Source organism: Streptomyces sp. NBC_00459 (genome assembly GCF_036013955.1).
Taxonomy (GTDB): domain Bacteria; phylum Actinomycetota; class Actinomycetes; order Streptomycetales; family Streptomycetaceae; genus Streptomyces.
On record NZ_CP107903.1, the window covers coordinates 6960147 to 6981553 of the forward strand.

Here is a 21407-nt window from a genome sequence, read left to right on the forward strand (position 1 = left end):
AGCGGGTAGTTGGCACTCCGGAGAGAAATCGCAGGTCAGGCGCTTCCTTGTAGGCGCGCTTTACCTGACGCACAGGCAGTGAACAGGGCGTGCTCAAGAAAGCACCAGGTGTCGTTGATTCGATGCCCGCCTCGGCACTCCCTCATCTTTCCTGCATCTTTCCTGGAGTTGTTTCTCATGAAGCGTGTGCGTCTCGTCCCCGCCGTGGCCCTGCTGGCGCTGTCCCCGCTGATGCTCACCGCCTGCGGTTCCGGTGACTCCTCGACCTCGAACAGCGGCAACTCCGGTACCTCCGGGCAGAGTTGCCAGGCCCCGTCCGGCGCTCCCTCGGGTGCGCCAAGTGGTGCCCCGTCCGGTGCGCCGACCGACGGCACCTCAGGGGCTCCCTCCGGTCGGCCGACCGGCGCGGCTCCGTCCGGAGCGCCCTCGGGCATGCCGTCCGGCGGTCCCGGCGGTGGTGGCGGCCAGGGTGGCGGCGGTGGTCAGGGCGGCGGCTGTGGCGGTGGCCCCGGCGGCGGCCAGGGTGGCCAGGGCCAGCAGGCTCAGCAGCAGGGCTGACGGCGCGGGGGCCATGGGCCCCGCGGGTACGACATGGGCGGCGCGCTCGACGGACGGGCGCGCCGCCCACGTGTGTTCCGGGTGTGTTCCGCCGGGATCAGGCCAGCCAGTGTCCGCGGCCGATGGCGATCAGGCGCATCCGACGGGTCGCCAGGTGCGCCACCTCCTCGCGCCGCGCCGCCGGGGCGTCCAGCGTCTCCAGGAACTGGGAGGCCGTCACCAGCATCTGGTCGACGTACAGGCCCGCCAGCATCAGCAGGTCCTCCTCCGTCCAGCCCTCGGACTCGGGCTGTTCGGCGAGCGCGTCCCGCACCTCCTCGGCGAACCGGGCCAGTTGGTCGCGGATGGCCTCGCGGACCGGCTGGACCCCGCCGTGCCGCTCGCGCGCGATGAAGCGGACGTGGGCGGGCTGCGCCTGGACGTGACCGGCGATCAGGTCGACCGCGCGGACTATGCGGTCCTCGCTGTCGCCGGACCCGGAGACCGTCGTACCGATCATCGGATGGAGGCTGCCGAGCGCCTCCTCGACGAGGGCGATGCCGAGGTCGGCGGTGGAGCGGAAGTGGCGGTAGAAGGCGGTCGGGGCGACGCCCACGGCGCGGGTGACCTCACGCAGACCGAGGCTGCTCAGGCTCTGGTCCTCCAACAGGCCGAGCGCCGCGTCCAGGAGCGCCTGCCGGGTCTTCTGCTTCTGGACCTGTCGGATGCCGAGGGTGTGACTCATGCCATGCAGTTAACAACTGTTCTCTGTAATTGAAAAGCCGGGAGACGCGCTAGACTCAGGAGTCAGTGAACAAGTGTTACTACAAGCGTTCACTGAAATGTAACGAACGAAAGGGATCTCCTCCCATGTTCATCCTCGTGGCCGTCCTTCTGCTGCTGGGCATGGTGCTGGGCACCGTCGCCCATCTCCCGGTCTCGTTCACCGTCCTGGCCGCTGCCGGCATCGCCGCCTGGCTCGCCGTCTTCGCGCTCCGTGAGCGCCTCGCCCGTCGGAGCTGATCACCATGCAACTCACCGCATCGGCCACCGGCCGTACCGAGAGCACCGCCCCCCGCGACGCCGACGGCATGGCCGTCGCGTCCTTCGTCCTCGGCCTGCTGGGGCTGCTGGTCCTCAACGTCGTCCTCGGCCCGGTCGCCATCACGCTGGCCGCCGTCGCCCTCTGGCGCGGCACGAAGAGGCCCGGCCGCGCCGTGCTCGGCCTCGGTCTCGGCGTCGCCGACCTGGTCGTACTGGTCACCCTCATGGAGATGGACAACTCCGTCTCGTGGAGCTTCTGACCACCGCCCCGGAAGGTCAGGCGTGCCGTGAGCGGTAGAGCGCGGCCTTCGCCCGGTTGCCGCAGCGCGTCATGTCGCACCAGCGCCGCGAGCCGCGGTGGGACCGGTCGACGTACAGCCGGGTGCACGTGGGTGCCGCGCACTCCTTCACCTGCTCCGGCGTGCCGGTGATCAGCTCGACCGCGTCACGGGCCAGCGTCGACAGGACGGCCCCGATCGTGCCGTGGCGTACGACAGCGCCGTCGGGCAGCAGTTCGCAGCGCACCGGGTTACGGCCGGCGGCGCGGTTGACGACGGCGCAGTCCTCGAGGGCGAACGGGGATCCGTCGGTCGAGGCGACCACCAGCCGGTAGATCGCCTCGCGCAGGTGCAGTGCCGTGGCCAGGTCGGCCCTGGTCGCCGACGCGGGGGAGTCCAGGGTTCCGGAGGCGACCGCCCAGTCGGTGAGGTCGGCCGGTGCGGTGAGCAGGTCCAGCGCGTCGTCGCGTCGGCTCTGGACCGTCCCGACGAAGTCGAGAGCCGCGCTGCCGCTGACGAATGCGAACTTCATGCCCCGAGAGTAACCGCAGGCGTAACCGCATTGACTGGTTCGCCGGGCGCCCATAGGGTCTGAGTAACCTGATTGGCCGGTTACTTCTTGATGGGGGCACCCCGTGGCGGACCGCGACCACCTGGAACTCGCCGAGGTCGAGGCCGGGGCCGAGGCGGATGCCGGGTCCCGCACCGCGGTGGACGCCGCCGCGCCGACGCGGGCCACCGCGGCGATCCCCGCCGTCTTCGTGGTCCTCTGGAGCAGCGCCTTCGTCGCGGCGGTCATCGGCACCGACGCCGCCCCGCCCCTGCTCCTGACGTTCTCCCGCTTCGCCGTCGCCGGTGTCCTGCTGGCGATCGTCGCCCTGGCCGCCAAGGTGCCCTGGCCCAGGGGCCGGATGCTGCTCCATGTGATCGTCGTCGGTCTGCTGATGCAGGCGGTGCAGTTCGGCGCCTTCTACACGGCCATCGGCGCGGGCCTGCCCGGCGGTGTCGTCGCGCTCGTCCAGGGCTTCAACCCCGTACTCATCGCCCTGCTGGCCGGGTTCCTGCTGGGTGAGGAGATCACCGGGAGGCAGTGGCTCGGCTTCGCCATCGGTGGCGCGGGGGTCGCGCTCGCCGTCGCCGGGGCGTTGCACTTCTCCACCGGAGCCATCGTGCTGTCCTTCGTCGGTCTGCTCGGCCTGAGCGTCGGCACGGTCTACCAGAAGCGCTACACGCAGGGCGTGGACGTCCGCAGCGGTACCGCCGTGCACTTCCTCGCGGGCGCCCCGGTGATGGGCGTGCTGACCCTGACCCTGGAGGACCCCGAGGTCACCGACTGGGGTGCCTTCGGCGGCGCGCTGGCCTGGATCGTGCTGATCAACTCGGTGGGCACGTTCCTGCTGCTCAACTTCATGCTCAAGAAGCAGAGCGCCAGCCGCGTCGGCACCCTCTTCTTTCTGACCCCGGCCGTCACCGCCCTGCTCGCCTGGATCGTCATCGGCCAGACGCTGAGCCTGTCGGCGATCATCGGCCTGCTCCTGGGCGGCGCCGGCGTACTGCTCGCGGCCCGCAAATAGCGCGGGCGGCAACGGGGTTGCCTTCTTCGTCCAGGCTCCTCAGGGCGGCGTTCGCCCAGGGAGCCGCCTCTTCGCCGACGGCACGAAGGCCGCGGCGCGGCGCGTCCCGCACGACGAACTGCCGGGCCCCGCCGGTCCAGGTGCCGCAACACGGGATGCGCGCACCTCACACGGACGAGGCGGGGCCGGAAAGGACTCGGCCGTGGGCGGGTCACCGGGGCGCCGTAGAATCACGGCACCATGGCATACCTCGACCACGCCGCGACCACCCCGATGCTTCCGGAGGCGGTCGAGGCAATGACCGCGCAACTGGGCGTCACCGGTAACGCCTCCTCACTCCACGCGGCCGGCCGCAGGGCCAGGCGCACGGTCGAGGAGGCTCGGGAGACGCTCGCCGAGTCGCTCGGCGCCCGGCCCAGCGAGGTCGTGTTCACCTCCGGCGGCACCGAGGCCGACAACCTCGCCGTCAAGGGGCTGTACTGGTCCCGCCGGGACGCCGATCCGGCCCGCGTCCGCGTTCTCGCCAGCCCCGTCGAGCACCACGCCGTCCTGGACGCCGTGCACTGGCTCGGTGAGCACGAGGGTGCCGTCGTCGAATACCTCCCCGTCGACCCGCACGGCCGGGTCCACCCCGACGCCCTGCGCGAGGCCATCGCCCGCGACCCCGGCAGTGTGGCGCTGGCCACCGTGATGTGGGCCAACAACGAGATCGGCACGATCATGCCGGTCCGTGAACTCGCCGACGTGGCACGCGAGTTCGACGTTCCCCTGCATGCCGACGCCGTGCAGGCCTTCGGCCAGGTGCCCGTCTCCTTCGCGGACTCCGGGCTCGCCGCGATGACCGTCTCCGGCCACAAGGTCGGCGGACCGTACGGCATCGGCGCGCTGCTGCTGGGCCGCGAACACACCCCCGTACCGGTGCTGCACGGTGGCGGGCAGGAGCGGCATGTACGGTCCGGGACCCTCGATGTGCCGGCCGTCGCCTCCTTCGCGGTGGCCGGGCGCATCGCCGCCGAGCAGCAGGAGTGGTTCGCGCACGAGATCGGCGCCATGCGCGACTCCCTGATCGAGGAGGTGCGCAGGGTGGTGCCGGACGCCGTGCTCGGCGGTGACCCGGTCGACCGGCTGCCCGCCAACGCGCACTTCACCTTCCCCGGCTGCGAGGGCGACTCCCTGCTGCTGCTCCTGGACGCCCAGGGCATCGAGTGCTCGACGGGATCCGCCTGTACGGCCGGTGTGGCCCAGCCCAGCCATGTCCTCCTGGCCACCGGCACGGCCCCCGACCTGGCCCGCGGCACCCTCCGCTTCTCCTTCGGCCACACCTCCGTACAGGCGGACGTGGAGGCGGTGTCGAAGGCGATCGGCCCCGTGGTGGAACGGGCCAGGGCGGCCGGGCTCAGCTGACCGAGGGGGCTTCGGCCGCGGGTGCGTCCGTCGGGCGGCGTCGCCAGGGCTCTGCCGGGCCCCGGCAGGCTGTCGGCGGGAGCGGAACCGCCGACGACAGCCTGCCTTCGGGCCGCGGGCATCGGTCAGCTGTCCATCACCATGAGGGCGGCCATCATGCCCTCGTCCTCGTGTTGCAGCAGATGGCAGTGGAGCATGTACATGTACGTGTCGTCGGTGAAGTCGGTGAACTTCATCGCGATCTTGATGGAGCCGCCGCCGACCACCTCGTAGGTGTCGAACCAGCCCAGGTCGGTGCCGGTGGGCGCGACTCCGTTGATCTCGATCAGCTGGAACGGCACGTCGTGCAGATGGAAGGAGTGTTCCAGCTGGGTGGCGTTGGTGACCGTCCAGATCTCCTCGGCGTCGAGAGTGGTCATGATCGTCGCCATCGACTCCATGGTGGTGCCGGCCGAGCCGTTGATGAGCATCGTGGTGCCCCGCTGCCCGAGGGTGATCGTGCGGGCGGTGAAGTCGGTCGTGTCGTACCGGGTGATCGTGTTGAGCGAGCTCGGCAGGTCGGCGGGGGTGTCGGAGGCGTCCGGCGTGACGGTCAGGAAGTTGTACGTGCCGCTGCCGCCGCGCACCCAGCCGGTGGTGACGACGGTCTGCAGGGTCACCGCGTCGCTGAGGTCGAGCACGAACTCGGCGCGGGCGCCCGCCACCAGCCGGATGGAGGTCACCTCGGCGGCCGTGGTCAGGTACCCCTGGTCGGTGGCGATCTGGGTGAGGGTCCCGCCGTCGCTGCGCTGGATGGTCATGATGTCGGAGGGGGAGGCGTTGAGCACCCGGAACCGCGTACGGGTCTTGGTGGCCGTGAAGTTGAGGGTGGTGGCGTCGACGTTGGTGCCGTTGCACAGCACCGGATAGACCAGGCCGGAGGTGAGGTAGCCGGTCAGGTCGTACTTGACGTCGCCCGAGGTGCTGGAGGCCAGGCACTGCAGGATCAGCGGGATGTCGTCGACGCCGTACTCGCTCGGCAGCGCGGCCGAGGCGTCCGAGTCGTCCTCGACGATGATCATCCCGGCCAGGCCGTGGACGACCTGCTCGGCCGTGGTGCCCAGGGCGTGCGGGTGGTACCAGAGGGTCTTGGCCTCGTCCTTGATCTCGAAGGTCGGGGACCAGGTCTCGCCGTCGGCGAAGGCGTTCTGCGGGCCGCCGTCCATCTTGGGCGGGATGTGGGCGCCGTGGAAGTGGACGGTGGTGTCGGCGCCGAGGTCGTTGGTGATGTTCAGCAGGACGGTGCTGCCGTTGGTCCACTTCATGGTCGGCCCGAGGTACGACCCGTTGTAGCCGGCCGACGTGCTGCTGACGCCGCTGACCACCTCGTGAGTCCCGGTCTGCGCGGTCAGGGTGAAGGTGGTGGTGCCGTCGGACGTGGTGCCCTCCAGCAGGTCCGGGATGTTCAGGGTGTTGTCGGCCGCCGCGGCCTTGAAGGTGTTGCCGTCGGTCAGCAGGGCGAAGGTCGCCCCTGCCGCGCCGACGGCCGCCAGTCCCGCCGCCCCTGCCATTCCGCCGAGAAACTTCCGCCGGTGCAGGCCCTTGCTCTTCGTTTCGCTCATGGCAGCGGAGCTTTGGGCTAAGGGCTGTGTAAAGACTGAGGCGAACTTTGGAAGTCCCACGAGAACCTGTGGAAACCGGGAGCGCCTACCTGATCCTCAACTCCGTAAGAGCGAAGGCGAGTTGGCGTCGCGCAGGTCAGGATCGGGGGACGGGACACTTCGGGCGGCCGGCGCTCATCAATCGCTCATGATCCCTGTGGCTGTGACATGCATCACGTTGATCTTCAGGTGGCGGTGGTGGAAGCGTCCTCGACGAGCCGCAGGTACTTCTTCCAGTCCCAGCCCTTCCCGGGATCGGTGTGGTCCGTGCCCGGCACCTCCACATGCCCGATGATGTGCTCCCGGTCGACGGGTATGCCGTACCGCGCGCAGACCCTGGCCGTCAGCCGCGCCGAGGCGGCGTACATCGCGTCCGTGAAGTCCTCGGGCTTCTCCACGAAACCCTCGTGCTCGATGCCGACGCTCCGCTCGTTGTACTCCCGGTTGCCCGCGTGGAACGCCACGTCCAGCTCGCGGATCATCTGGGTGACCCGCCCGTCCCTGCGGACGATGTAGTGCGCCGCCGCGCCGTGCGCCGGGTCCTGGAAGACCTTCACCGCGCTCGCGTAGCCGCCCTGTGTGACATGGATGATCACCCGGTCCACGCCGTAGTCGTCGGGCCGGTCCGCCATCCGCCAGTTCGCCGACGAGGCCGCCACCCAGCGCGCCCCCGCGTAGTCGACCTCGCCCTCCTTGCGCGGTTTCGCCACCCCGGGCACCCGCCACCACAGCCGGGCCAGCTCGTCCCGCGCGAGCACGCCCGTGGCGACGGCGGCCACCGCCCCGCCGATGAGCAGGGCGCGCCGCCCGATCCGCCGGTCGCCGTCCCGCGGAGCCCGTCCGTGGCCCTCGCTCCGCAGCTGCCGGGGGACGTCCTGCGAAAGGCCGCGGCCGCTGTCCTGCCGAGCCTGTGTTTCCTCCATGTCAGCGTGAACGGATACTCGCGCGCCCCGGTTCCCGGCGCCCCGTACCCTTGAAGGGTTATGACTCACACCTCGCAGCAGCCCCTCCGCGTACTGGCCGCCATGTCCGGCGGCGTGGACTCCGCAGTAGCCGCCGCCCGCGCGGCGGAAGCCGGCCACGACGTGACGGGCGTCCACCTCGCCCTGTCCGCGAATCCGCAGTCCTTCCGCACGGGTGCGCGCGGCTGTTGCACCATCGAGGACTCCCGCGACGCCCGCCGCGCGGCCGACGTCATCGGCATCCCCTTCTACGTGTGGGACCTCGCCGACCGCTTCCGCGAGGACGTGGTGGACGACTTCGTCGCCGAGTACGAGGCGGGGCGCACCCCGAACCCGTGCCTGCGCTGCAACGAGAAGATCAAGTTCGCCGCGCTCCTCGACAAGGCCCTCGCCCTCGGCTTCGACGCGGTCTGCACGGGCCACTACGCCCAGGTCGTCACCCTGGCCGACGGAACGCGCGAGCTGCACCGAGCCTCCGACATGGCCAAGGACCAGTCGTACGTCCTTGGGGTGCTCGACGACCGTCAGCTCGCCCACGCGATGTTCCCCCTCGGCGACACCCTCACCACGAAGGACGAGATCCGCGCGGAGGCCGAGCGGCGCGGCCTCGCGGTCGCCAAGAAGCCCGACTCGCACGACATCTGCTTCATCGCCGACGGCGACACCCAGGGCTTCCTCGCGAACCGCCTGGGCCGCGCCGAGGGCGACATCGTCGACGAGTCCGGCGCGAAGATCGGCTCCCACGAGGGCGCGTACGGCTTCACCATCGGCCAGCGCAAGGGCCTGCGCATCGGCACCCCGGCCGCCGACGGCAAGCCGCGCTACGTCCTCGACATCTCCCCGGTGAACAACACAGTGACGGTCGGCCCGGCCGCATCCCTCGACGTCGACGCCCTCACCGCGATCAGGCCCCGCTGGTGCGGAGCCGCCCCCACCGGCCCCGGCACCTACACCGCCCAGCTGCGCGCGCACGGCGGCGAGACCGAGGTGAGCGCCGAACTGGTCGACGGCACACTGGAAGTCACGTTCACCGAGCCCGTGCGCGGGGTGGCGCCGGGCCAGGCGATCGTCCTGTACGACGGCACACGCGTCGTCGGCTCGGCGACGATCGCCACGACGAACCGGGCCGCGGCGGGCGTGGTCTGAGCCGCCGTACCGACGACTGCCGGCCGCCGGGGCCGCGGCCCCGGCGGCCTACCGGGTCTCGACCTCGTAGAAGCAGAGGTGGTCCTTTATCCGGGCCACCTCCGGCTTCGGATCGGGGTACGCCCAGACGAGGTCGGTGGCGTCCGGGAGGGACCAGTAGGACGCCGTGCCCTTGAAGGGGCAGTAGGTGTGGGTCTCGGAGGGAGTCAGCAGGTCGAGCCGGACGTCCTCGGCAGGGATGTAGTAGCGCGGTGGACAGCCCGTCTCGTGGAGTACGAGGGCGCGCCCGCTCTCGGCGAGCACCTGGCCGCCGTGGACGGCCCGTACGCGGTCGGCGGTCTGCTCGATGGTGATCGTGTGTCCTTCGGTCATGTCTGAGGAGCGTTCACGGAGCCCGGGTTGTTCCGGATCCGCCCGCGTACGGTGGACAGCATGAACATCTGTGTCTTCCTCTCCGCCGCCGACCTGGACGACCGATACACGCGCCCCGCGCGGGAGTTCGCGAAACTGCTCGGCAAGGGCGGGCACACCCTGGTCTGGGGCGGCTCGGACGTGGGCCTGATGAAGGTGGTCGCGGACGGGGTCCAGGAGGCGGGCGGCCGACTGCTGGGCGTCTCGGTGGACTTTCTCGCGGCGAAGGCACGGCCGGGCGCCGACGAGATGGTGATCGCACGGGATCTCGGGGAACGCAAGCGGCTCCTGCTGGAGAAGGCCGACGCCGTCGTGATCATGGTCGGCGGCACCGGAACGCTCGACGAGGCGACGGAGATCCTGGAGCTGAAGAAGCACGGCAGGACGGACATGCCGGTGGTGCTGCTGAACACGGCCGGCTTCTACGACGGCCTGAAGGAACAGTTCCGCCGTATGGAGACCGAGGGATTCCTGCCCCGCCCGCTCACCGACCTGGTGTTCTTCGCGGAGGAGCCGGTCGGGGCGCTGGCGTACCTGGAGGAGAGCCGGGGAGTGGTGTGACGGCCGTCCCCGTGATGCGAGCATGGCGGGCATGGCTACTCATGTGATCACCGGGGCGGGTTCGGGCATCGGTGCGGCGGTCGCGAGGCGGCTGCACGCGCGCGGGGACGAACTCGTGCTGCACGCGCGTGACGCGGGGCGGGCGAAGGAGTTGGCGGCGGAGTTTCCGGGGGCGAGGACCCTGGTGGGCGACCTGGCCGACCCGGATCGCCTCTCCTGGGCGTTCTCGCACCAGACGCTGCCGGACCGGGTGGACTCCCTGCTGCACATCGCGGGCGTGGTCGATCTGGGCCCGGTCGGCGACCTGACCCCCAAGACCTGGCGCCACCAGCTGAATGTCAACCTGATCGCCCCCGCCGAACTGACCCGACACTTCCTGCCCCAACTCCGGGCCTCCCAGGGCCAGGTGGTCTTCGTCAACTCCGGTGCGGGCCTGAACGCGAGCGCCAACTGGTCCGCGTACGCCGCGTCCAAGCACGGTCTCAAGGCCCTGGCGGACTCGTTGCGCCAGGAGGAACACGGGGCCGGGGTGCGGGTGACGACGGTGTATCCGGGGCGGACGGCGAGCCCGATGCAGGCGAAGGTCCACCAGCAGGAGGGCAAGGAGTACGACCCGTCGAAGTGGATCGACCCCGAGTCGGTGGCGACGACGGTCCTGCTGACCCTGGACCTCCCCCGCGACGCGGAGATCAACGACGTGACGGTACGCCCGGGCCGGTGATTCTCAGCCCGTCCGGCGTTCGAGGACGAGCGCGTTCAGCGCGATGGGGGCTGGGGGCGCGGCCCTCAGGGACGGGACAGGATGGGACGGGTAGGGGCGGCGGGGGCGAAGAAACATAGGCTGCTCCACGTGAACGCGAACCCCACCTTCGGCCCCGCCACCGGCATCGGTTCCCTGCCCGGCGGCGACGCCCGGGAAGCCGTCAAGGCGGCCACCGGGACCTTCGACGACTTCCCCTTCCTGCCCGAACTCCCCGCCCGCGGCCCCGGCGCCGACATGATCGGCCGCACCGCCGGAATGCTCGTCGAGATGTACGCGCGCGTGGAGCCCAGCGGCTGGCGCCTCGGGGACCGCCCGGGCCGGGACACCAAGCGGGCCCGTTCCTGGCTCGGCGAGGACCTCGACGCGCTGGAGGAGTTCACACAGGGGTACGAGGGACAGGTGAAGGTGCAGGCCGTGGGCCCCTGGACGCTCGCCGCCGCACTGGAACTCAGGAACGGCGAGCTGGCCCTCTCCGACCTCGGCGCCTGCCGCGACCTCGCCGGGTCCCTCGCCGAGGGCATCCGCCTGCACCTCGACGAACTGCGCCGCCGCATCCCCGGCGCCCAACTCGTCCTGCAACTCGACGAACCGTCCCTCATGGCCGTACTGCGCGGCCAGGTGAGGACCGCCAGCGGCTACCGCACCCACCGGATCCCCGACCGCCAGATCGCCGAGGCGACCCTTCGGGACGTCATCGGCGCGCACGACGACGGGCCCGTCGTCGTGCACTCCTGCGCGCCGGACGTCCCGTTCGCCTTCCTCCGCAGGGCCGGCGCCGCCGCCGTCTCCTTCGACTTCTCGCTCCTCACCGAGCGTGACGACGACGCGATCGGTGAGGCGGTGGAAGGCGGTACGCGGCTCTTCGCCGGTGTCGTACCCGGCACGGACGGCCCGTTGTCAGACCCTGCCGGTAGCGTCAGTGGTGTCAGAACGCTGTGGCGCAGGCTGGGGCTGCATCCGGGGCTTCTCGCGGAGGCGGTCACGGTCACTCCGTCGTGCGGACTCGCGGGCGCTTCCCCGCAGTACGCGTGGCAGGCGCTCGCCCACTGCGTCCAGGCGGCGAGATCACTCGCGGACAACCCAGAGTAACGGGAGGACAATACGGTGGCCGGCGAACAGCACGCACAGACCACATCGGTGCCCGCCGAGGCGCGCGACAGGCACGCCCAGCTCGCCGAGCGCATCGAGGAGCACCGCTTCCGGTACTACGTGAACGACGCTCCCGTCGTCAGCGACGCGGAGTTCGACAAGCTCCTGCGCACCCTGGAGGCGCTGGAGGAGGAGTATCCGGAGCTGCGCACGCCCGACTCCCCGACCCAGAAGGTCTCGGGGGCGTACGAGACGGAGTTCACCTCCGTGGAGCACCGCTCGCGCATGCTCTCCCTCGACAACGCCTTCGACGACCTGGAACTGGCGGCGTGGGCGGAGCGCGTCCACAAGGACGTCGGTGCCTCCGAGTACCACTTCCTGTGCGAGCTGAAGGTCGACGGCCTCGCCGTCAACCTGACGTACGAGCACGGGCGTCTCACGCGCGCGGCGACCCGTGGTGACGGCCGCACCGGCGAGGACATCACGCCCAATGTGCGCACGATCGCCGAGATCCCGGACCGGCTGACCGGCGACCGCGTCCCGGACCTGGTGGAGATCCGCGGCGAGGTCTACTTCCCGATGGAGAAGTTCGAGGAGCTGAACGCCCGTCTGGTGGAGGGCGGCGACAAGCCGTTCGCCAACCCGCGCAACGCGGCGGCCGGTTCACTCCGCCAGAAGGACCCGCGCGTCACGGCCACGCGACCGCTGCACATGGTGGTCCACGGCATCGGAGCCCTGGAGGGCTACGACCCGCTCACCCGTCTCTCCGAGGCGTACACCCTGCTGCACGAGTGGGGCCTGCCGACCACGCGGTACGCGAAGCAGGTCGACGACCTCGACGGCGTACGGGAGTTCATCGCGTACTACGGCGAGAACCGGCACTCCGTGGAGCACGAGATCGACGGCGTCGTCGTCAAGCTCGACGAGATCCCGCTCCAGGGCCGCCTCGGCTCGACCTCGCGCGCCCCCCGCTGGGCGATCGCCTGGAAGTACGCGCCCGAGGAGGTCAACACCAAGCTCATCAACATCCGCGTGGGCGTGGGGCGTACGGGCAGGGTCACGCCGTACGCACAGGTCGAGCCGGTGACGGTGGCCGGCTCGGAGGTCGAGTTCGCCACGCTGCACAACCAGGACGTCGTCAAGGCCAAGGGCGTGCTCATCGGCGACACCGTGGTGCTGCGCAAGGCCGGTGACGTCATCCCGGAGATCCTCGGCCCGGTCGCCGACCTGCGCGACGGCACGGAGAAGCCCTTCGAGATGCCCGCCGAGTGCCCCGAGTGCGGTACGCCGCTGCGGCCCATGAAGGAGGCCGACGTCGACCTCCGCTGCCCCAACGGGCAGAGCTGCCCGGCCCAGTTGAGGGAGCGGCTGTTCTATCTCGGCGGGCGCAAGTGCCTGGACATCGAGAACTTCGGCTACGTGGCCGCCGCCGCGCTCACCAGACCGCTGGAGCCGGCCGAGCCGCCGCTCGTCGACGAGGGCGACCTCTTCGACCTCACCATCGAGCGACTGCTGCCCATCAAGGCGTACGTCCTCGACCAGGACAGCGGGCTGCCCAAGCGGGACCCGAAGACCGGCGAGGAGAAGATCGCCACGGTCTTCGCCAACCAGGAGGGCGAGCCCAGGAAGAACGCGGTCTCGATGCTCGCCAACATCGCCGCCGCCAAGGACCGACCGCTGGCCCGGATCATCACCGGTCTGTCGATCCGGCATGTCGGTCCGGTCGCCGCCGAGGCGCTGGCCCGCGAATTCCGCTCGATCGAGCGGATCGAGCAGGCCTCCGAGGAGGAGTTGGCCACCACGGACGGGGTCGGCCCGATCATCGCGGCCTCGCTCAAGGAGTGGTTCGCGGTGGACTGGCACCAGGAGATCCTGCGCAAGTGGCGGGCCGCCGGGGTCCGGATGGAGGAGGAGGGCTCCGGCGAGGACGAGGGGCCGCGCCCGCTCGAAGGGCTCACCGTCGTCGTGACCGGCACGCTCGAACACCACACCCGGGACGGCGCGAAGGAGGCGCTGCAGAGCCGTGGAGCAAAGGTGACCGGTTCTGTTTCGAAGAAGACGTCATTTGTGGTTGTGGGTGACAATCCTGGTTCGAAGTTCGACAAGGCCATGCAGTTGAAGGTGCCTGTTCTGAACGAGGACGGCTTTGCCGTACTGCTCGAACAGGGACCCGAGGCAGCGGCCGAAGCAGCGCTTCCGAACGAGGAGTAGGGGTTGAAGACCACCCGATCGGCGCATACCAGATGCATACGGGTGGCTGGGTCGCATTCGGGCAACCGTCGACGACCGCTGCCCGTGGAAGCCTTCTGCGGCCTACTGTTGACGTATGCGCCTGCCGTGCCCGGATGTGGTTTCGGACGCGGTGCCGGTGACGGTTGACGGACATCGGACCGCGTGGCGTGGGTACCGCCGGCTGTGAGAGGGACGGGAATGGAACCGACCGAAAGCGCCGCCCCTCCCTCACGGCTGCGCAGACGCCGGATATCCGGCGTCTGGCACTGGGGATCCGCCCGCCTCACGGGCCGTCCCGAGCCCGGCAGTGAACCGGGTGCGGCCCGCCGGACGGCACGGTTCCTGGAACGGGCGGGCATCGGTGTCCGGGCAGCCGGAGGGACGAGCGGAACAGGTGCGGCGGGCGGCACCCGGCAGCGCATCGTCGCCGACAGCAGGGTGTCGACCCCGCTGACGGCCCACCTCACCGCCGAGGAACGCGTCGCCCACCTGCACGCCCACGACCCCGCACGCCAGCTGTCCTGGCCCGCGCTGCCCGCGGCGGTCGTCGCGTCGGCCGGCCTCGTCCTCGGCGCCGGCTTCTACCGCGGCTTCACCGGCCACAGCGCGCTCTTCCCGTCCGGCACCGTCGGCTGGGCCCTCGCCGTGCTCACCGGTGTCATCGTCGGTCATCTCGTCGCCCTCGGCCGCGCCCGCTGGTGGGGCGGGACCGGCTCGGGCGCCGCCCTCACCCTCTCCGTGCTCCTGCTGTTCGGGTGGGTGCCGGCCGGGATGGTCAGCCTCACCGTCGTCGCCCTGGTCGGCGTGGCCCGGCGCCACCGCTGGCGGCAGGGCCTCCTGCACGGCGCGGTGGACATCCTCGGCATCGGCGCCGGCGCGCTGGTGCTCGCCGCCTTCGGCCGGGTCCCGTCCGTCGAGACGCCCTGGGACCCGCAGACCTGGAGCGTCTACACGGCGCCCGAGGTGGTGCTGGTCGCGGTCACCTACCTCGCGCTCACCCGCACCCTGCTCTGGTATCTGCACACCCCGCGCGGCGGACTGCCCACCGCCGCCCGCTCCGCCCTGGTCAGACAGGGGCTGGTCGCGGTCGCGCTGCTCGCCATCGCGCCACTGATCTGCGTCGTCGCCGTCGCCCTGCCGATCCTACTGCCACTGTTCGCCATCCCCCTCATCGCCCTCGACTCCACCCTGTGGATAGCCAGGGCCCGGGCCGAGGAGCAACTGCGCGACCCGCTGACCGGGCTGCCCAACAGACAGTGGCTGCTGGAACGGACCTGGACGGCCCTCGACGATGCCGAACGCATCGATGCGCGGGCCGCGTTGATGCTCATAGACCTGGACCGCTTCCGGTCCGTGAACGACACGCTGGGCCACCTCGCCGGTGACCGTCTCCTCCTCCAGATAGCCGACCGGCTGCGCCTCGCACTGCCGCGCGGCGCGGAGGCCGCACGGCTCGGCGGCGACGAGTTCGCCGTTCTGCTGCCGGTCGTCGACTCCACGACGTCGGCCACCCGCGTCGCCCGCAACCTGGTCACCGTGCTCGGCTCCCCGCTCGATCTCGACGGACTCACCCTCGTCCTGGAGGCCAGCGCCGGCCTCGCCGTCTTCCCCGACCACGCGCTCGACGCGGAGGGACTGCTGCGGCGCGCCGACGTGGCGATGTACCAGGCGAAGCGGGACCGTACGGGCGTCGAGGTGTACGAGTCCAAGCGGGACTCGAACACCCCGGACCGGCTCGGCCTGCTGGGTGATCTGCGGCGCGCACTCGACGCGCACGAGGTCGAGCTGCACTACCAGCCCAAGGTGCGCTTCGACGGGCAGGTCGCCGGCCTGGAGGCGCTGGTGCGGTGGGTGCACCCGGAGCGCGGGAAGGTGCCGCCGGACGAGTTCATAGCGATCGCCGAGTCGTCCGGGCTGATGCCCCACCTCACGGAGTACGTGCTGGAGACGGCGCTCGAACAGGTCGCGAAGTGGCGCGCCCAGGGCCTGTTCGTCCCGGTCGCCGTCAACGTCTCCCCGCGTGACGTCCACACCCCCGGCTTCGCCGGTTCCGTCGCCGCCCGGCTGGCCCGGCACGGGGTCCCGGCGGGAGCGCTCCAACTGGAGATAACGGAGCACGTGCTCCTGGAGGACCCGCAGAAGGCCGCGGACACGCTGGCCGCGCTGACCGGGCACGGCGTGAAGATGTCGCTGGACGACTTCGGTACGGGGTACTCGTCGCTGGTGCATCTGCGGCGGCTGCCGGTGAGCGAGCTGAAGATCGACCGGTCGTTCGTGGCGCGGCTGGCGGTGGACACGGAGGACGCGGAGATCGTGCGGTGCACGGTGGATCTCGCGCATTCCCTGGGGCTGCTCGTGGTCGCCGAGGGCGTCGAGGACGACGAGACGTGGGAGCGGTTGCGGGACATGGGATGTGACGCGGTGCAGGGGTGGCTCGTCGCCGCGGCGATGCCTCCGGAGGAGGCCACGGCCTGGTTGCTGGCGCGGGGGACACGTGGGTGGCAGCGGCCCCGGGCGGCCTTGCCCGCCGCGGAGTCCTAGGGAGATCTCCCACCCGCGCACCGCCCGTTTACCGCCCGTTTCAGAGGTGAGCTCTCCTGTGGGGGCTCGGCCGCGTCGGCGGCTGCGGCTGCGTGGAAGCAAACCCGTGCGCGGGTTGGCTTCCCTGCCCCCTAGGATTGGGGCCAAAACCCACACCGCAACTCACCCCAGAGGATCGCTGCATGCCTGGCATCACGCGCGAGGAGGTCGCCCACCTCGCACGGCTGGCGCGTCTGGAGCTGAAGGGCGAAGAGCTCGACCACTTCGCAGGCCAGCTCGACGACATCATCGGCGCGGTCGCCCGCGTCAGCGAGGTCGCCGACCAAGACGTACCGCCGACCTCGCACCCGCTGCCGCTGACGAACGTCATGCGCGCGGACGAGGTCCGTCCGTCGCTCACCCCCGAGCAGGCGCTCTCCGGCGCCCCGGCCCAGGAGCAGCAGCGTTTCAAGGTGCCGCAGATCCTGGGGGAGGACTAATCACCATGACGGACCACAGCAGCATCATCCGGCTCACCGCCGCCGAGACCGCCGCGAACATCGCCTCCGGCGTACTCACGGCCGTCGAGGTCACCGAGGCCCACCTCGCCCGTATCGAGGAAGTCGACACGAAGGTGCACGCCTTCCTGCACGTCGACCGGGAGGGCGCCCTCGCCCAGGCCCGTGCCGTCGACGCCAAGCGCGAGCGCGGGGAGACGCTGGGCCCGCTGGCCGGCGTACCCCTCGCGCTCAAGGACATCTTCACCACCGAGGGGATCCCGACCACCGTCGGGTCCAAGATGCTCGAAGGGTGGATCCCGCCGTACGACGCGACCGTCACCCGGAAGCTGAAGGCGGCCGACGTCGTCATCCTCGGCAAGACCAACATGGACGAGTTCGCCATGGGGTCCAGCACCGAGAACAGCGCGTACGGGCCGACCGGCAACCCCTGGGACCTCACCCGCATCCCGGGTGGCTCCGGCGGTGGCTCCTCGGCAGCGCTCGCCTCCTTCCAGGCGCCGCTGGCCATCGGTACGGACACCGGCGGTTCCATCCGCCAGCCCGCCGCCGTCACCGGCACGGTCGGCGTCAAGCCGACGTACGGGGCAGTGTCGCGGTACGGCATGGTCGCCTTCTCGTCGTCCCTCGACCAGGGCGGGCCCTGCGCCCGTACGGTCCTGGACGCCGCGCTCCTCCACGAGGTGATCGCCGGGCACGACCCGCTCGACTCCACCTCGGTCGACGCGCCGGTCCCGCCGGTCGTCGAGGCCGCCCGCAACGGCAGCGTCGAGGGCATGCGCGTCGGCGTCGTCAAGCAGTTCCGCGGCGAGGGCTACCAGGCCGGCGTCATCCAGCGGTTCGACGAGTCCGTCGCCCTGCTGAAGGAGCTGGGCGCCGAGATCGTCGAGCTGGACTGTCCGTCCTTCGACCTGGCGCTGTCCGCGTACTACCTGATCGCGCCGAGCGAGTGTTCGTCCAACCTCGCCCGCTTCGACGGGCTCCGCTACGGCCTGCGCAGCGGTGACGACGGCACGCACTCCGCCGAAGAGGTCACCTCGCTCACCCGCGCGGAGGGCTTCGGCCCCGAGGTCAAGCGCCGCATCATGCTCGGCACGTACGCGCTCAGCTCCGGCTACTACGACGCGTACTACGGCAGTGCCCAGAAGGTCCGTACGCTCATCACCCGCGACTTCGAGAAGGCGTTCGAGTCGGTTGACGTGATCGTCTCCCCGACCACGCCCACCACTGCCTTCCCGATCGGCGAGCGTGCCGACGACCCGATGGCGATGTACCTCGCGGACCTCTGCACCATCCCGACCAACCTGGCCGGCAACTCGGCCATGTCCCTGCCCTGCGGTCTCGCACCGGAGGACGGGCTGCCGGTCGGGCTCCAGATCATCGCCCCGGCCCTCAAGGACGACCGTCTCTACAAGGTCGGCGCAGCCGTCGAGGCCGCCTTCGTGGAAAAGTGGGGGCACCCGCTGCTAGAGGAGGCTCCGTCGCTGTGAGCAATGCTCTTTCGAAGGCCAAGGGCTTCAAGAAGTCCAAGTCCGGCACGTACCTGTCCATCGCGACCACCGCGTTCGGTGCCCTCAGCGTCGCCAAGCAGGCCAAGAAGGCCCGCTCGGAGAACGACACGCTGCGCCTCATCGACGCGGCCGTGTCCGCCGCCGCCATCGTCACCGGCCTCGCCATCCTCTACCGCGAGCTGAAGCGGCTGGGCGACGACGACGTCCTGCTGGGCTGAGAGGGAAGTTTTCACCGTGACCACCACGACCGACGAGTTGGTTTCGTACGAGGACGCCCTGGCGACGTACGACCCCGTCATGGGCCTTGAGGTCCATGTCGAACTCGGCACCAAGACCAAGATGTTCTGCGGCTGTTCGACCGAGCTGGGCGGCGAGCCCAACTCGCAGACCTGCCCGACCTGCCTCGGCATGCCCGGCGCACTCCCGGTCGTCAACGCGATCGGCATCGAGTCCGCCATCAGGATCGGCCTCGCGCTGCACTGCGAGATCGCCGAGTGGTGCCGCTTCGCCCGGAAGAACTACTTCTATCCGGACATGCCGAAGAACTTCCAGACCTCCCAGTACGACGAGCCGATCGCCTTCAACGGCTACCTCGACGTCCAGCTGGAGGACGGCGAGACCTTCCGTGTGGAGATCGAGCGCGCCCACATGGAGGAGGACACCGGCAAGTCGCTGCACGTCGGCGGCGCGACAGGCCGTATCCACGGCGCCTCGCACTCGCTGCTCGACTACAACCGTGCCGGCATCCCCCTCATCGAGATCGTCACCAAGCCGATCGAGGGCGCCGGTGAGCGCGCTCCCGAGGTCGCCAAGGCGTACGTCGCCGAGCTGCGCGAACTCATCAAGGCGCTCGGTGTCTCGGAAGCCCGCATGGACCAGGGGCAGATGCGCTGCGACGTGAACCTGTCGCTGCGCCCGCACGGCCGCGAGAAGTTCGGCACCCGCAGCGAGACGAAGAACGTCAACTCGCTGCGTTCCGTGGAGCGTGCCGCCCGTTTCGAGATCCAGCGGCACGCCGCCGTACTGAACGCGGGCGGCACGATCATCCAGGAGACCCGGCACTTCCACGAGGACACCGGGTCGACGACCTCGGGCCGCGTGAAGGAGGAGGCCGAGGACTACCGGTACTTCCCCGAGCCGGACCTGGTGCCGGTGGCCCCCTCCCGCGAGTGGGTCGAGGAGATCCGCGCCGGACTGCCCGAACTGCCGCTGGCCCGCCGCAACCGGCTCCTCGCGGAGTGGGGCGTCACGGCCGTCGACATGCAGTCGATGCTCAACGCCGGCGCCATCGACCTGATCGTCGCCACCATCGACGCCGGTGCCGACGCCGCCTCCGCCCGCAAGTGGTGGATGGGCGAACTCGCGCGCAGCGCCAACGAGTCGGGCACCGCGATCGACGAACTGGCCATCACGCCCGAGCAGGTCGCCCGGGTCGCCGCGCTGGTCACCTCCGGCGACCTGAACGACAAGCTGGCCCGTCAGGTCATCGAGGGCGTTCTCGCGGGCGAGGGCACCCCGGACGAGGTCGTCGAGAAGCGCGGCCTGAAGGTCGTCTCCGACGACGGCGCGCTCAACACGGCCGTCCAGGAGGCCATCGCAGGCAACCCGGGCATCGCCGACAAGATCCGCGGCGGCAAGGTGGCCGCGGTCGGCGCCCTGGTCGGCGCGGTGATGAAGGCGACCCGCGGCCAGGCCGACGCGGCCCGCGTCAAGGAACTGATCCTTGAGCAGTTGGGCGTCAGCGAGGGCTGAGCCGAGCGGCAGTGAGCCGAGGGGCGCACCGGAATTCCGGTGCGCCCCTCGGCCGTTGCTCTACCTGATCACGTACGGTGTCCCACGACCCGTACGAAGCCCAGGGACCGGCCCTGGTCGGCGCGCACCAGCTCCACCGAGTCGCGGGCCATGTTCGCCATGAACTCCTCGGTGCTCTCCTCGGCGCAGACCTCGCTCCACAGCAGCCAGTCGCGCCAGCCGTCCGGCAGCCAGTCGGCCCTCTCCACGGTCACGGCCCCGCTGCGTGTCCACTGCCGCCGCCACCAGTCGGCGGTGTGGAACGACCAGAACCCCGGGTCCCAGAACGGCTTGAGGTGCTCCGGCGGCTCGACGCCGTCCAGCTCCTCGCGCAGTGCCGGTACGACGACACCGATCCGCCCGCCAGGCTTCAGCAGCCGGGTGAGCGTGGGCAGATACAGGTCGTTGGTGCCGAAGTACTGATACGCGTCGATGCTCACGATCGCGTCGAACGACCCGTCGCCGAAGGGCAGTTGGTGTGCCTCGGCGTAGACGGGCAGCACCCGGTCGGCGACGCCCGCCTCATTGATGCGGCGCGCGTTCTTGGCGGGCTCGATCCACAGGTCGGCGGCGGTGACCTGGACGTCGTACTCCTTGGCGAGGAAGACCGACGTCATGGCCTTGCCGCAGCCCAGATCGAGCACCCGGGCGCCCGGCGGGAGGGTGTCGAGGCCGAGTGCGGGGGCCAGCCACTCCAGCAGCCACAGGGCGTGCGGGCCCATCTGGTTGTCGATGGTCCAGCGGGCGTCGTACCCGCTGCTGCGCGGGTAGTGGGGGTGGTTCAGCCGGTCAGCGAGCGGGTCGGGACGGTCGTTCGAGGTCCTGGATGTGATGTCGGACATCGGTGAACGGGCTCCTCGGGTTCTGTGACGAGAAAGAACGGAAGGCGTCGGAGCTCGGTCGGACCTTCAAACAATGCACCTGCTCGGGGAGGCGGCGAAAAGCCGGATACGGACAGTCGACGGCCGGACGCTAGCAGTGGCCGTACGACGTCCGCATCCGAATTCTCAGGCGGGCGCGCTACGCTCCCGCGCCATGGACGAGAAGGACGAGACCCATGGGAACGAGGAGGAGTACGAGGACGCGGTGCTGGACGCTCGGCGCGCCCGCTGGACGGCGACCGGGACCGGGGCACTGCTGGCCCTCGTGGGGCTCGCTGCCTCGACGCTCCGCCTCACGGGCTCCGCACCCGCGCTCGTACCCGGCGCGTACGCCTTCGGCGCCGCCGTCTGCGGGCTCGCGTCGGTGCTGGGGGCGCGGGGGCGTACTCGCAGGGCCCTGTGGCTGCTGATCGTCGGCGTGATGGTGATGGCGCTAGGGGACCAGTTCGACTGAGTTGCTTATCGCGCTTTTACTGGGGCGACAGAGTTCATGTGATTGTCCTGTGATGTGACTCGCACTCTTGTGAATAAGCGCACTAGCGGCT

22 protein-coding genes are annotated in these 21407 nt (G+C 70.5%); 16 read left to right on the forward strand and 6 right to left on the reverse strand.

What is annotated here, in order from left to right; genetic code table 11:
* Positions 1 to 177 precede the first annotated feature (177 nt).
* Positions 178 to 558 carry a hypothetical protein gene (locus OHN74_RS30885; RefSeq protein WP_327697847.1) on the forward strand — a complete coding sequence of 127 codons (381 nt, stop codon included), beginning with the start codon at positions 178 to 180 and terminating at the stop codon, positions 556 to 558.
* A gap of 97 nt (positions 559 to 655) precedes the next feature.
* On the opposite strand, the gene OHN74_RS30890 is transcribed toward OHN74_RS30885, so the two are convergent.
* Positions 656 to 1282, reverse strand: a complete 627-nt coding sequence (locus OHN74_RS30890; protein WP_327697848.1) for a TetR family transcriptional regulator — start codon at positions 1280 to 1282, stop codon at positions 656 to 658.
* Positions 1283 to 1407: 125 nt separating this feature from the next.
* Here OHN74_RS30890 and OHN74_RS30895 point away from each other — a divergent pair, with 125 nt between their 5' ends.
* Positions 1408 to 1560 (forward strand): hypothetical protein, encoded by a 153-nt coding sequence (locus OHN74_RS30895; protein ID WP_327697849.1) that lies wholly within the window; start codon positions 1408 to 1410, stop codon positions 1558 to 1560.
* A 5-nt stretch (positions 1561 to 1565) separates the two neighbouring features.
* A complete protein-coding gene (locus OHN74_RS30900) occupies positions 1566 to 1841 on the forward strand; it encodes a DUF4190 domain-containing protein (protein ID WP_327697850.1) in 276 nt (91 codons plus the stop codon).
* 16 nt (positions 1842 to 1857) lie between these two features.
* Here OHN74_RS30900 and OHN74_RS30905 read toward each other — a convergent pair whose 3' ends face one another.
* The gene (locus tag OHN74_RS30905; protein WP_327697851.1) at positions 1858 to 2391 is read right to left on the reverse strand and encodes a CGNR zinc finger domain-containing protein; all 534 of its coding nucleotides are present in this window, start codon (positions 2389 to 2391) and stop codon (positions 1858 to 1860) included.
* Between the two features lie 103 nt (positions 2392 to 2494).
* On the opposite strand from OHN74_RS30905, the gene OHN74_RS30910 reads away from it, so the two are divergent.
* Together OHN74_RS30910 and OHN74_RS30915 are read left to right on the forward strand one after the other, a co-directional pair.
* Positions 2495 to 3433: a DMT family transporter gene (locus tag OHN74_RS30910; protein ID WP_327697852.1), complete on the forward strand. Its 939-nt coding sequence runs from the start codon at positions 2495 to 2497 to the stop codon at positions 3431 to 3433.
* 240 nt (positions 3434 to 3673) lie between these two features.
* A complete protein-coding gene (locus OHN74_RS30915) occupies positions 3674 to 4837 on the forward strand; it encodes a cysteine desulfurase family protein (protein WP_327697853.1) in 1164 nt (387 codons plus the stop codon).
* Positions 4838 to 4962: 125 nt separating this feature from the next.
* Here the strand turns inward: OHN74_RS30915 and OHN74_RS30920 are convergent, their stop codons facing one another.
* Together OHN74_RS30920 and OHN74_RS30925 are read right to left on the reverse strand one after the other, a co-directional pair.
* Positions 4963 to 6438, reverse strand: coding sequence for a multicopper oxidase family protein (locus tag OHN74_RS30920; protein WP_327697854.1), 1476 nt, complete (start codon positions 6436 to 6438; stop codon positions 4963 to 4965).
* A gap of 224 nt (positions 6439 to 6662) precedes the next feature.
* Positions 6663 to 7400, reverse strand: a complete 738-nt coding sequence (locus OHN74_RS30925; RefSeq protein ID WP_327697855.1) for an N-acetylmuramoyl-L-alanine amidase — start codon at positions 7398 to 7400, stop codon at positions 6663 to 6665.
* A gap of 60 nt (positions 7401 to 7460) precedes the next feature.
* Here OHN74_RS30925 and mnmA point away from each other — a divergent pair, with 60 nt between their 5' ends.
* Positions 7461 to 8585 (forward strand): tRNA 2-thiouridine(34) synthase MnmA, encoded by a 1125-nt coding sequence (mnmA, locus tag OHN74_RS30930; protein WP_327697856.1) that lies wholly within the window; start codon positions 7461 to 7463, stop codon positions 8583 to 8585.
* Positions 8586 to 8633: 48 nt separating this feature from the next.
* Here the strand turns inward: mnmA and OHN74_RS30935 are convergent, their stop codons facing one another.
* Positions 8634 to 8957 carry a DUF427 domain-containing protein gene (locus OHN74_RS30935; RefSeq protein WP_327697857.1) on the reverse strand — a complete coding sequence of 108 codons (324 nt, stop codon included), beginning with the start codon at positions 8955 to 8957 and terminating at the stop codon, positions 8634 to 8636.
* A 60-nt stretch (positions 8958 to 9017) separates the two neighbouring features.
* Here OHN74_RS30935 and OHN74_RS30940 point away from each other — a divergent pair, with 60 nt between their 5' ends.
* The 9 genes from OHN74_RS30940 to gatB all read left to right on the forward strand — a co-directional run bounded on the left by OHN74_RS30940 (position 9018) and on the right by gatB (position 19942).
* Positions 9018 to 9557, forward strand: coding sequence for a TIGR00730 family Rossman fold protein (locus OHN74_RS30940; protein WP_327697858.1), 540 nt, complete (start codon positions 9018 to 9020; stop codon positions 9555 to 9557).
* 22 nt (positions 9558 to 9579) lie between these two features.
* On the forward strand, positions 9580 to 10278 hold the full coding sequence (locus OHN74_RS30945) for an SDR family oxidoreductase (RefSeq protein ID WP_327697859.1): 699 nt from the start codon (positions 9580 to 9582) through the stop codon (positions 10276 to 10278).
* Between the two features lie 129 nt (positions 10279 to 10407).
* Entirely contained in the window at positions 10408 to 11409 is a 1002-nt protein-coding gene (locus OHN74_RS30950; protein ID WP_327697860.1) for a methionine synthase, read from the forward strand.
* 15 nt (positions 11410 to 11424) lie between these two features.
* A complete protein-coding gene (gene ligA, locus OHN74_RS30955; RefSeq protein WP_327697861.1) occupies positions 11425 to 13620 on the forward strand; it encodes an NAD-dependent DNA ligase LigA in 2196 nt (731 codons plus the stop codon).
* 219 nt (positions 13621 to 13839) lie between these two features.
* On the forward strand, positions 13840 to 16182 hold the full coding sequence (locus OHN74_RS30960; RefSeq protein WP_327697862.1) for a putative bifunctional diguanylate cyclase/phosphodiesterase: 2343 nt from the start codon (positions 13840 to 13842) through the stop codon (positions 16180 to 16182).
* A 182-nt stretch (positions 16183 to 16364) separates the two neighbouring features.
* Positions 16365 to 16661, forward strand: coding sequence for an Asp-tRNA(Asn)/Glu-tRNA(Gln) amidotransferase subunit GatC (gene gatC, locus OHN74_RS30965; protein ID WP_015036350.1), 297 nt, complete (start codon positions 16365 to 16367; stop codon positions 16659 to 16661).
* Between the two features lie 5 nt (positions 16662 to 16666).
* Positions 16667 to 18169 carry an Asp-tRNA(Asn)/Glu-tRNA(Gln) amidotransferase subunit GatA gene (gatA, locus tag OHN74_RS30970; RefSeq protein ID WP_327697863.1) on the forward strand — a complete coding sequence of 501 codons (1503 nt, stop codon included), beginning with the start codon at positions 16667 to 16669 and terminating at the stop codon, positions 18167 to 18169.
* Positions 18166 to 18408 (forward strand): hypothetical protein, encoded by a 243-nt coding sequence (locus OHN74_RS30975; protein ID WP_105970571.1) that lies wholly within the window; start codon positions 18166 to 18168, stop codon positions 18406 to 18408. The genes gatA and OHN74_RS30975 overlap by 4 nt, the downstream gene beginning before the upstream one ends.
* A 16-nt stretch (positions 18409 to 18424) precedes the next feature.
* Positions 18425 to 19942 (forward strand): Asp-tRNA(Asn)/Glu-tRNA(Gln) amidotransferase subunit GatB, encoded by a 1518-nt coding sequence (gatB, locus tag OHN74_RS30980; RefSeq protein ID WP_327697864.1) that lies wholly within the window; start codon positions 18425 to 18427, stop codon positions 19940 to 19942.
* Positions 19943 to 20010: 68 nt separating this feature from the next.
* Here the strand turns inward: gatB and OHN74_RS30985 are convergent, their stop codons facing one another.
* Complete coding sequence (locus tag OHN74_RS30985; RefSeq protein ID WP_327697865.1) at positions 20011 to 20823, reverse strand: SAM-dependent methyltransferase; 813 nt, start codon at positions 20821 to 20823, stop codon at positions 20011 to 20013.
* Positions 20824 to 21016: 193 nt separating this feature from the next.
* On the opposite strand from OHN74_RS30985, the gene OHN74_RS30990 reads away from it, so the two are divergent.
* On the forward strand, positions 21017 to 21316 hold the full coding sequence (locus OHN74_RS30990; protein ID WP_327697866.1) for a hypothetical protein: 300 nt from the start codon (positions 21017 to 21019) through the stop codon (positions 21314 to 21316).
* Positions 21317 to 21407: the final 91 nt, after the last annotated feature.

Bases quoted from the DNA above. Each gene is read 5' to 3' on its own strand.
- OHN74_RS30885 (WP_327697847.1), top strand. From the start codon at position 178: ATGAAGCGTGTGCGTCTCGTCCCCGCCGTGGCCCTGCTGGCGCTGTCC.
- OHN74_RS30890 (WP_327697848.1), bottom strand. From the start codon at position 1,282: ATGAGTCACACCCTCGGCATCCGACAGGTCCAGAAGCAGAAGACCCGG.
- OHN74_RS30895 (WP_327697849.1), top strand. From the start codon at position 1,408: ATGTTCATCCTCGTGGCCGTCCTTCTGCTGCTGGGCATGGTGCTGGGC.
- OHN74_RS30900 (WP_327697850.1), top strand. From the start codon at position 1,566: ATGCAACTCACCGCATCGGCCACCGGCCGTACCGAGAGCACCGCCCCC.
- OHN74_RS30905 (WP_327697851.1), bottom strand. From the start codon at position 2,391: ATGAAGTTCGCATTCGTCAGCGGCAGCGCGGCTCTCGACTTCGTCGGG.
- OHN74_RS30915 (WP_327697853.1), top strand. From the start codon at position 3,674: ATGGCATACCTCGACCACGCCGCGACCACCCCGATGCTTCCGGAGGCG.
- OHN74_RS30920 (WP_327697854.1), bottom strand. From the start codon at position 6,438: ATGAGCGAAACGAAGAGCAAGGGCCTGCACCGGCGGAAGTTTCTCGGC.
- OHN74_RS30925 (WP_327697855.1), bottom strand. From the start codon at position 7,400: ATGGAGGAAACACAGGCTCGGCAGGACAGCGGCCGCGGCCTTTCGCAG.
- mnmA (WP_327697856.1), top strand. From the start codon at position 7,461: ATGACTCACACCTCGCAGCAGCCCCTCCGCGTACTGGCCGCCATGTCC.
- OHN74_RS30935 (WP_327697857.1), bottom strand. From the start codon at position 8,957: ATGACCGAAGGACACACGATCACCATCGAGCAGACCGCCGACCGCGTA.
- OHN74_RS30940 (WP_327697858.1), top strand. From the start codon at position 9,018: ATGAACATCTGTGTCTTCCTCTCCGCCGCCGACCTGGACGACCGATAC.
- OHN74_RS30945 (WP_327697859.1), top strand. From the start codon at position 9,580: ATGGCGGGCATGGCTACTCATGTGATCACCGGGGCGGGTTCGGGCATC.
- OHN74_RS30960 (WP_327697862.1), top strand. From the start codon at position 13,840: ATGGAACCGACCGAAAGCGCCGCCCCTCCCTCACGGCTGCGCAGACGC.
- gatC (WP_015036350.1), top strand. From the start codon at position 16,365: ATGCCTGGCATCACGCGCGAGGAGGTCGCCCACCTCGCACGGCTGGCG.
- gatA (WP_327697863.1), top strand. From the start codon at position 16,667: ATGACGGACCACAGCAGCATCATCCGGCTCACCGCCGCCGAGACCGCC.
- OHN74_RS30985 (WP_327697865.1), bottom strand. From the start codon at position 20,823: ATGTCCGACATCACATCCAGGACCTCGAACGACCGTCCCGACCCGCTC.
- OHN74_RS30990 (WP_327697866.1), top strand. From the start codon at position 21,017: ATGGACGAGAAGGACGAGACCCATGGGAACGAGGAGGAGTACGAGGAC.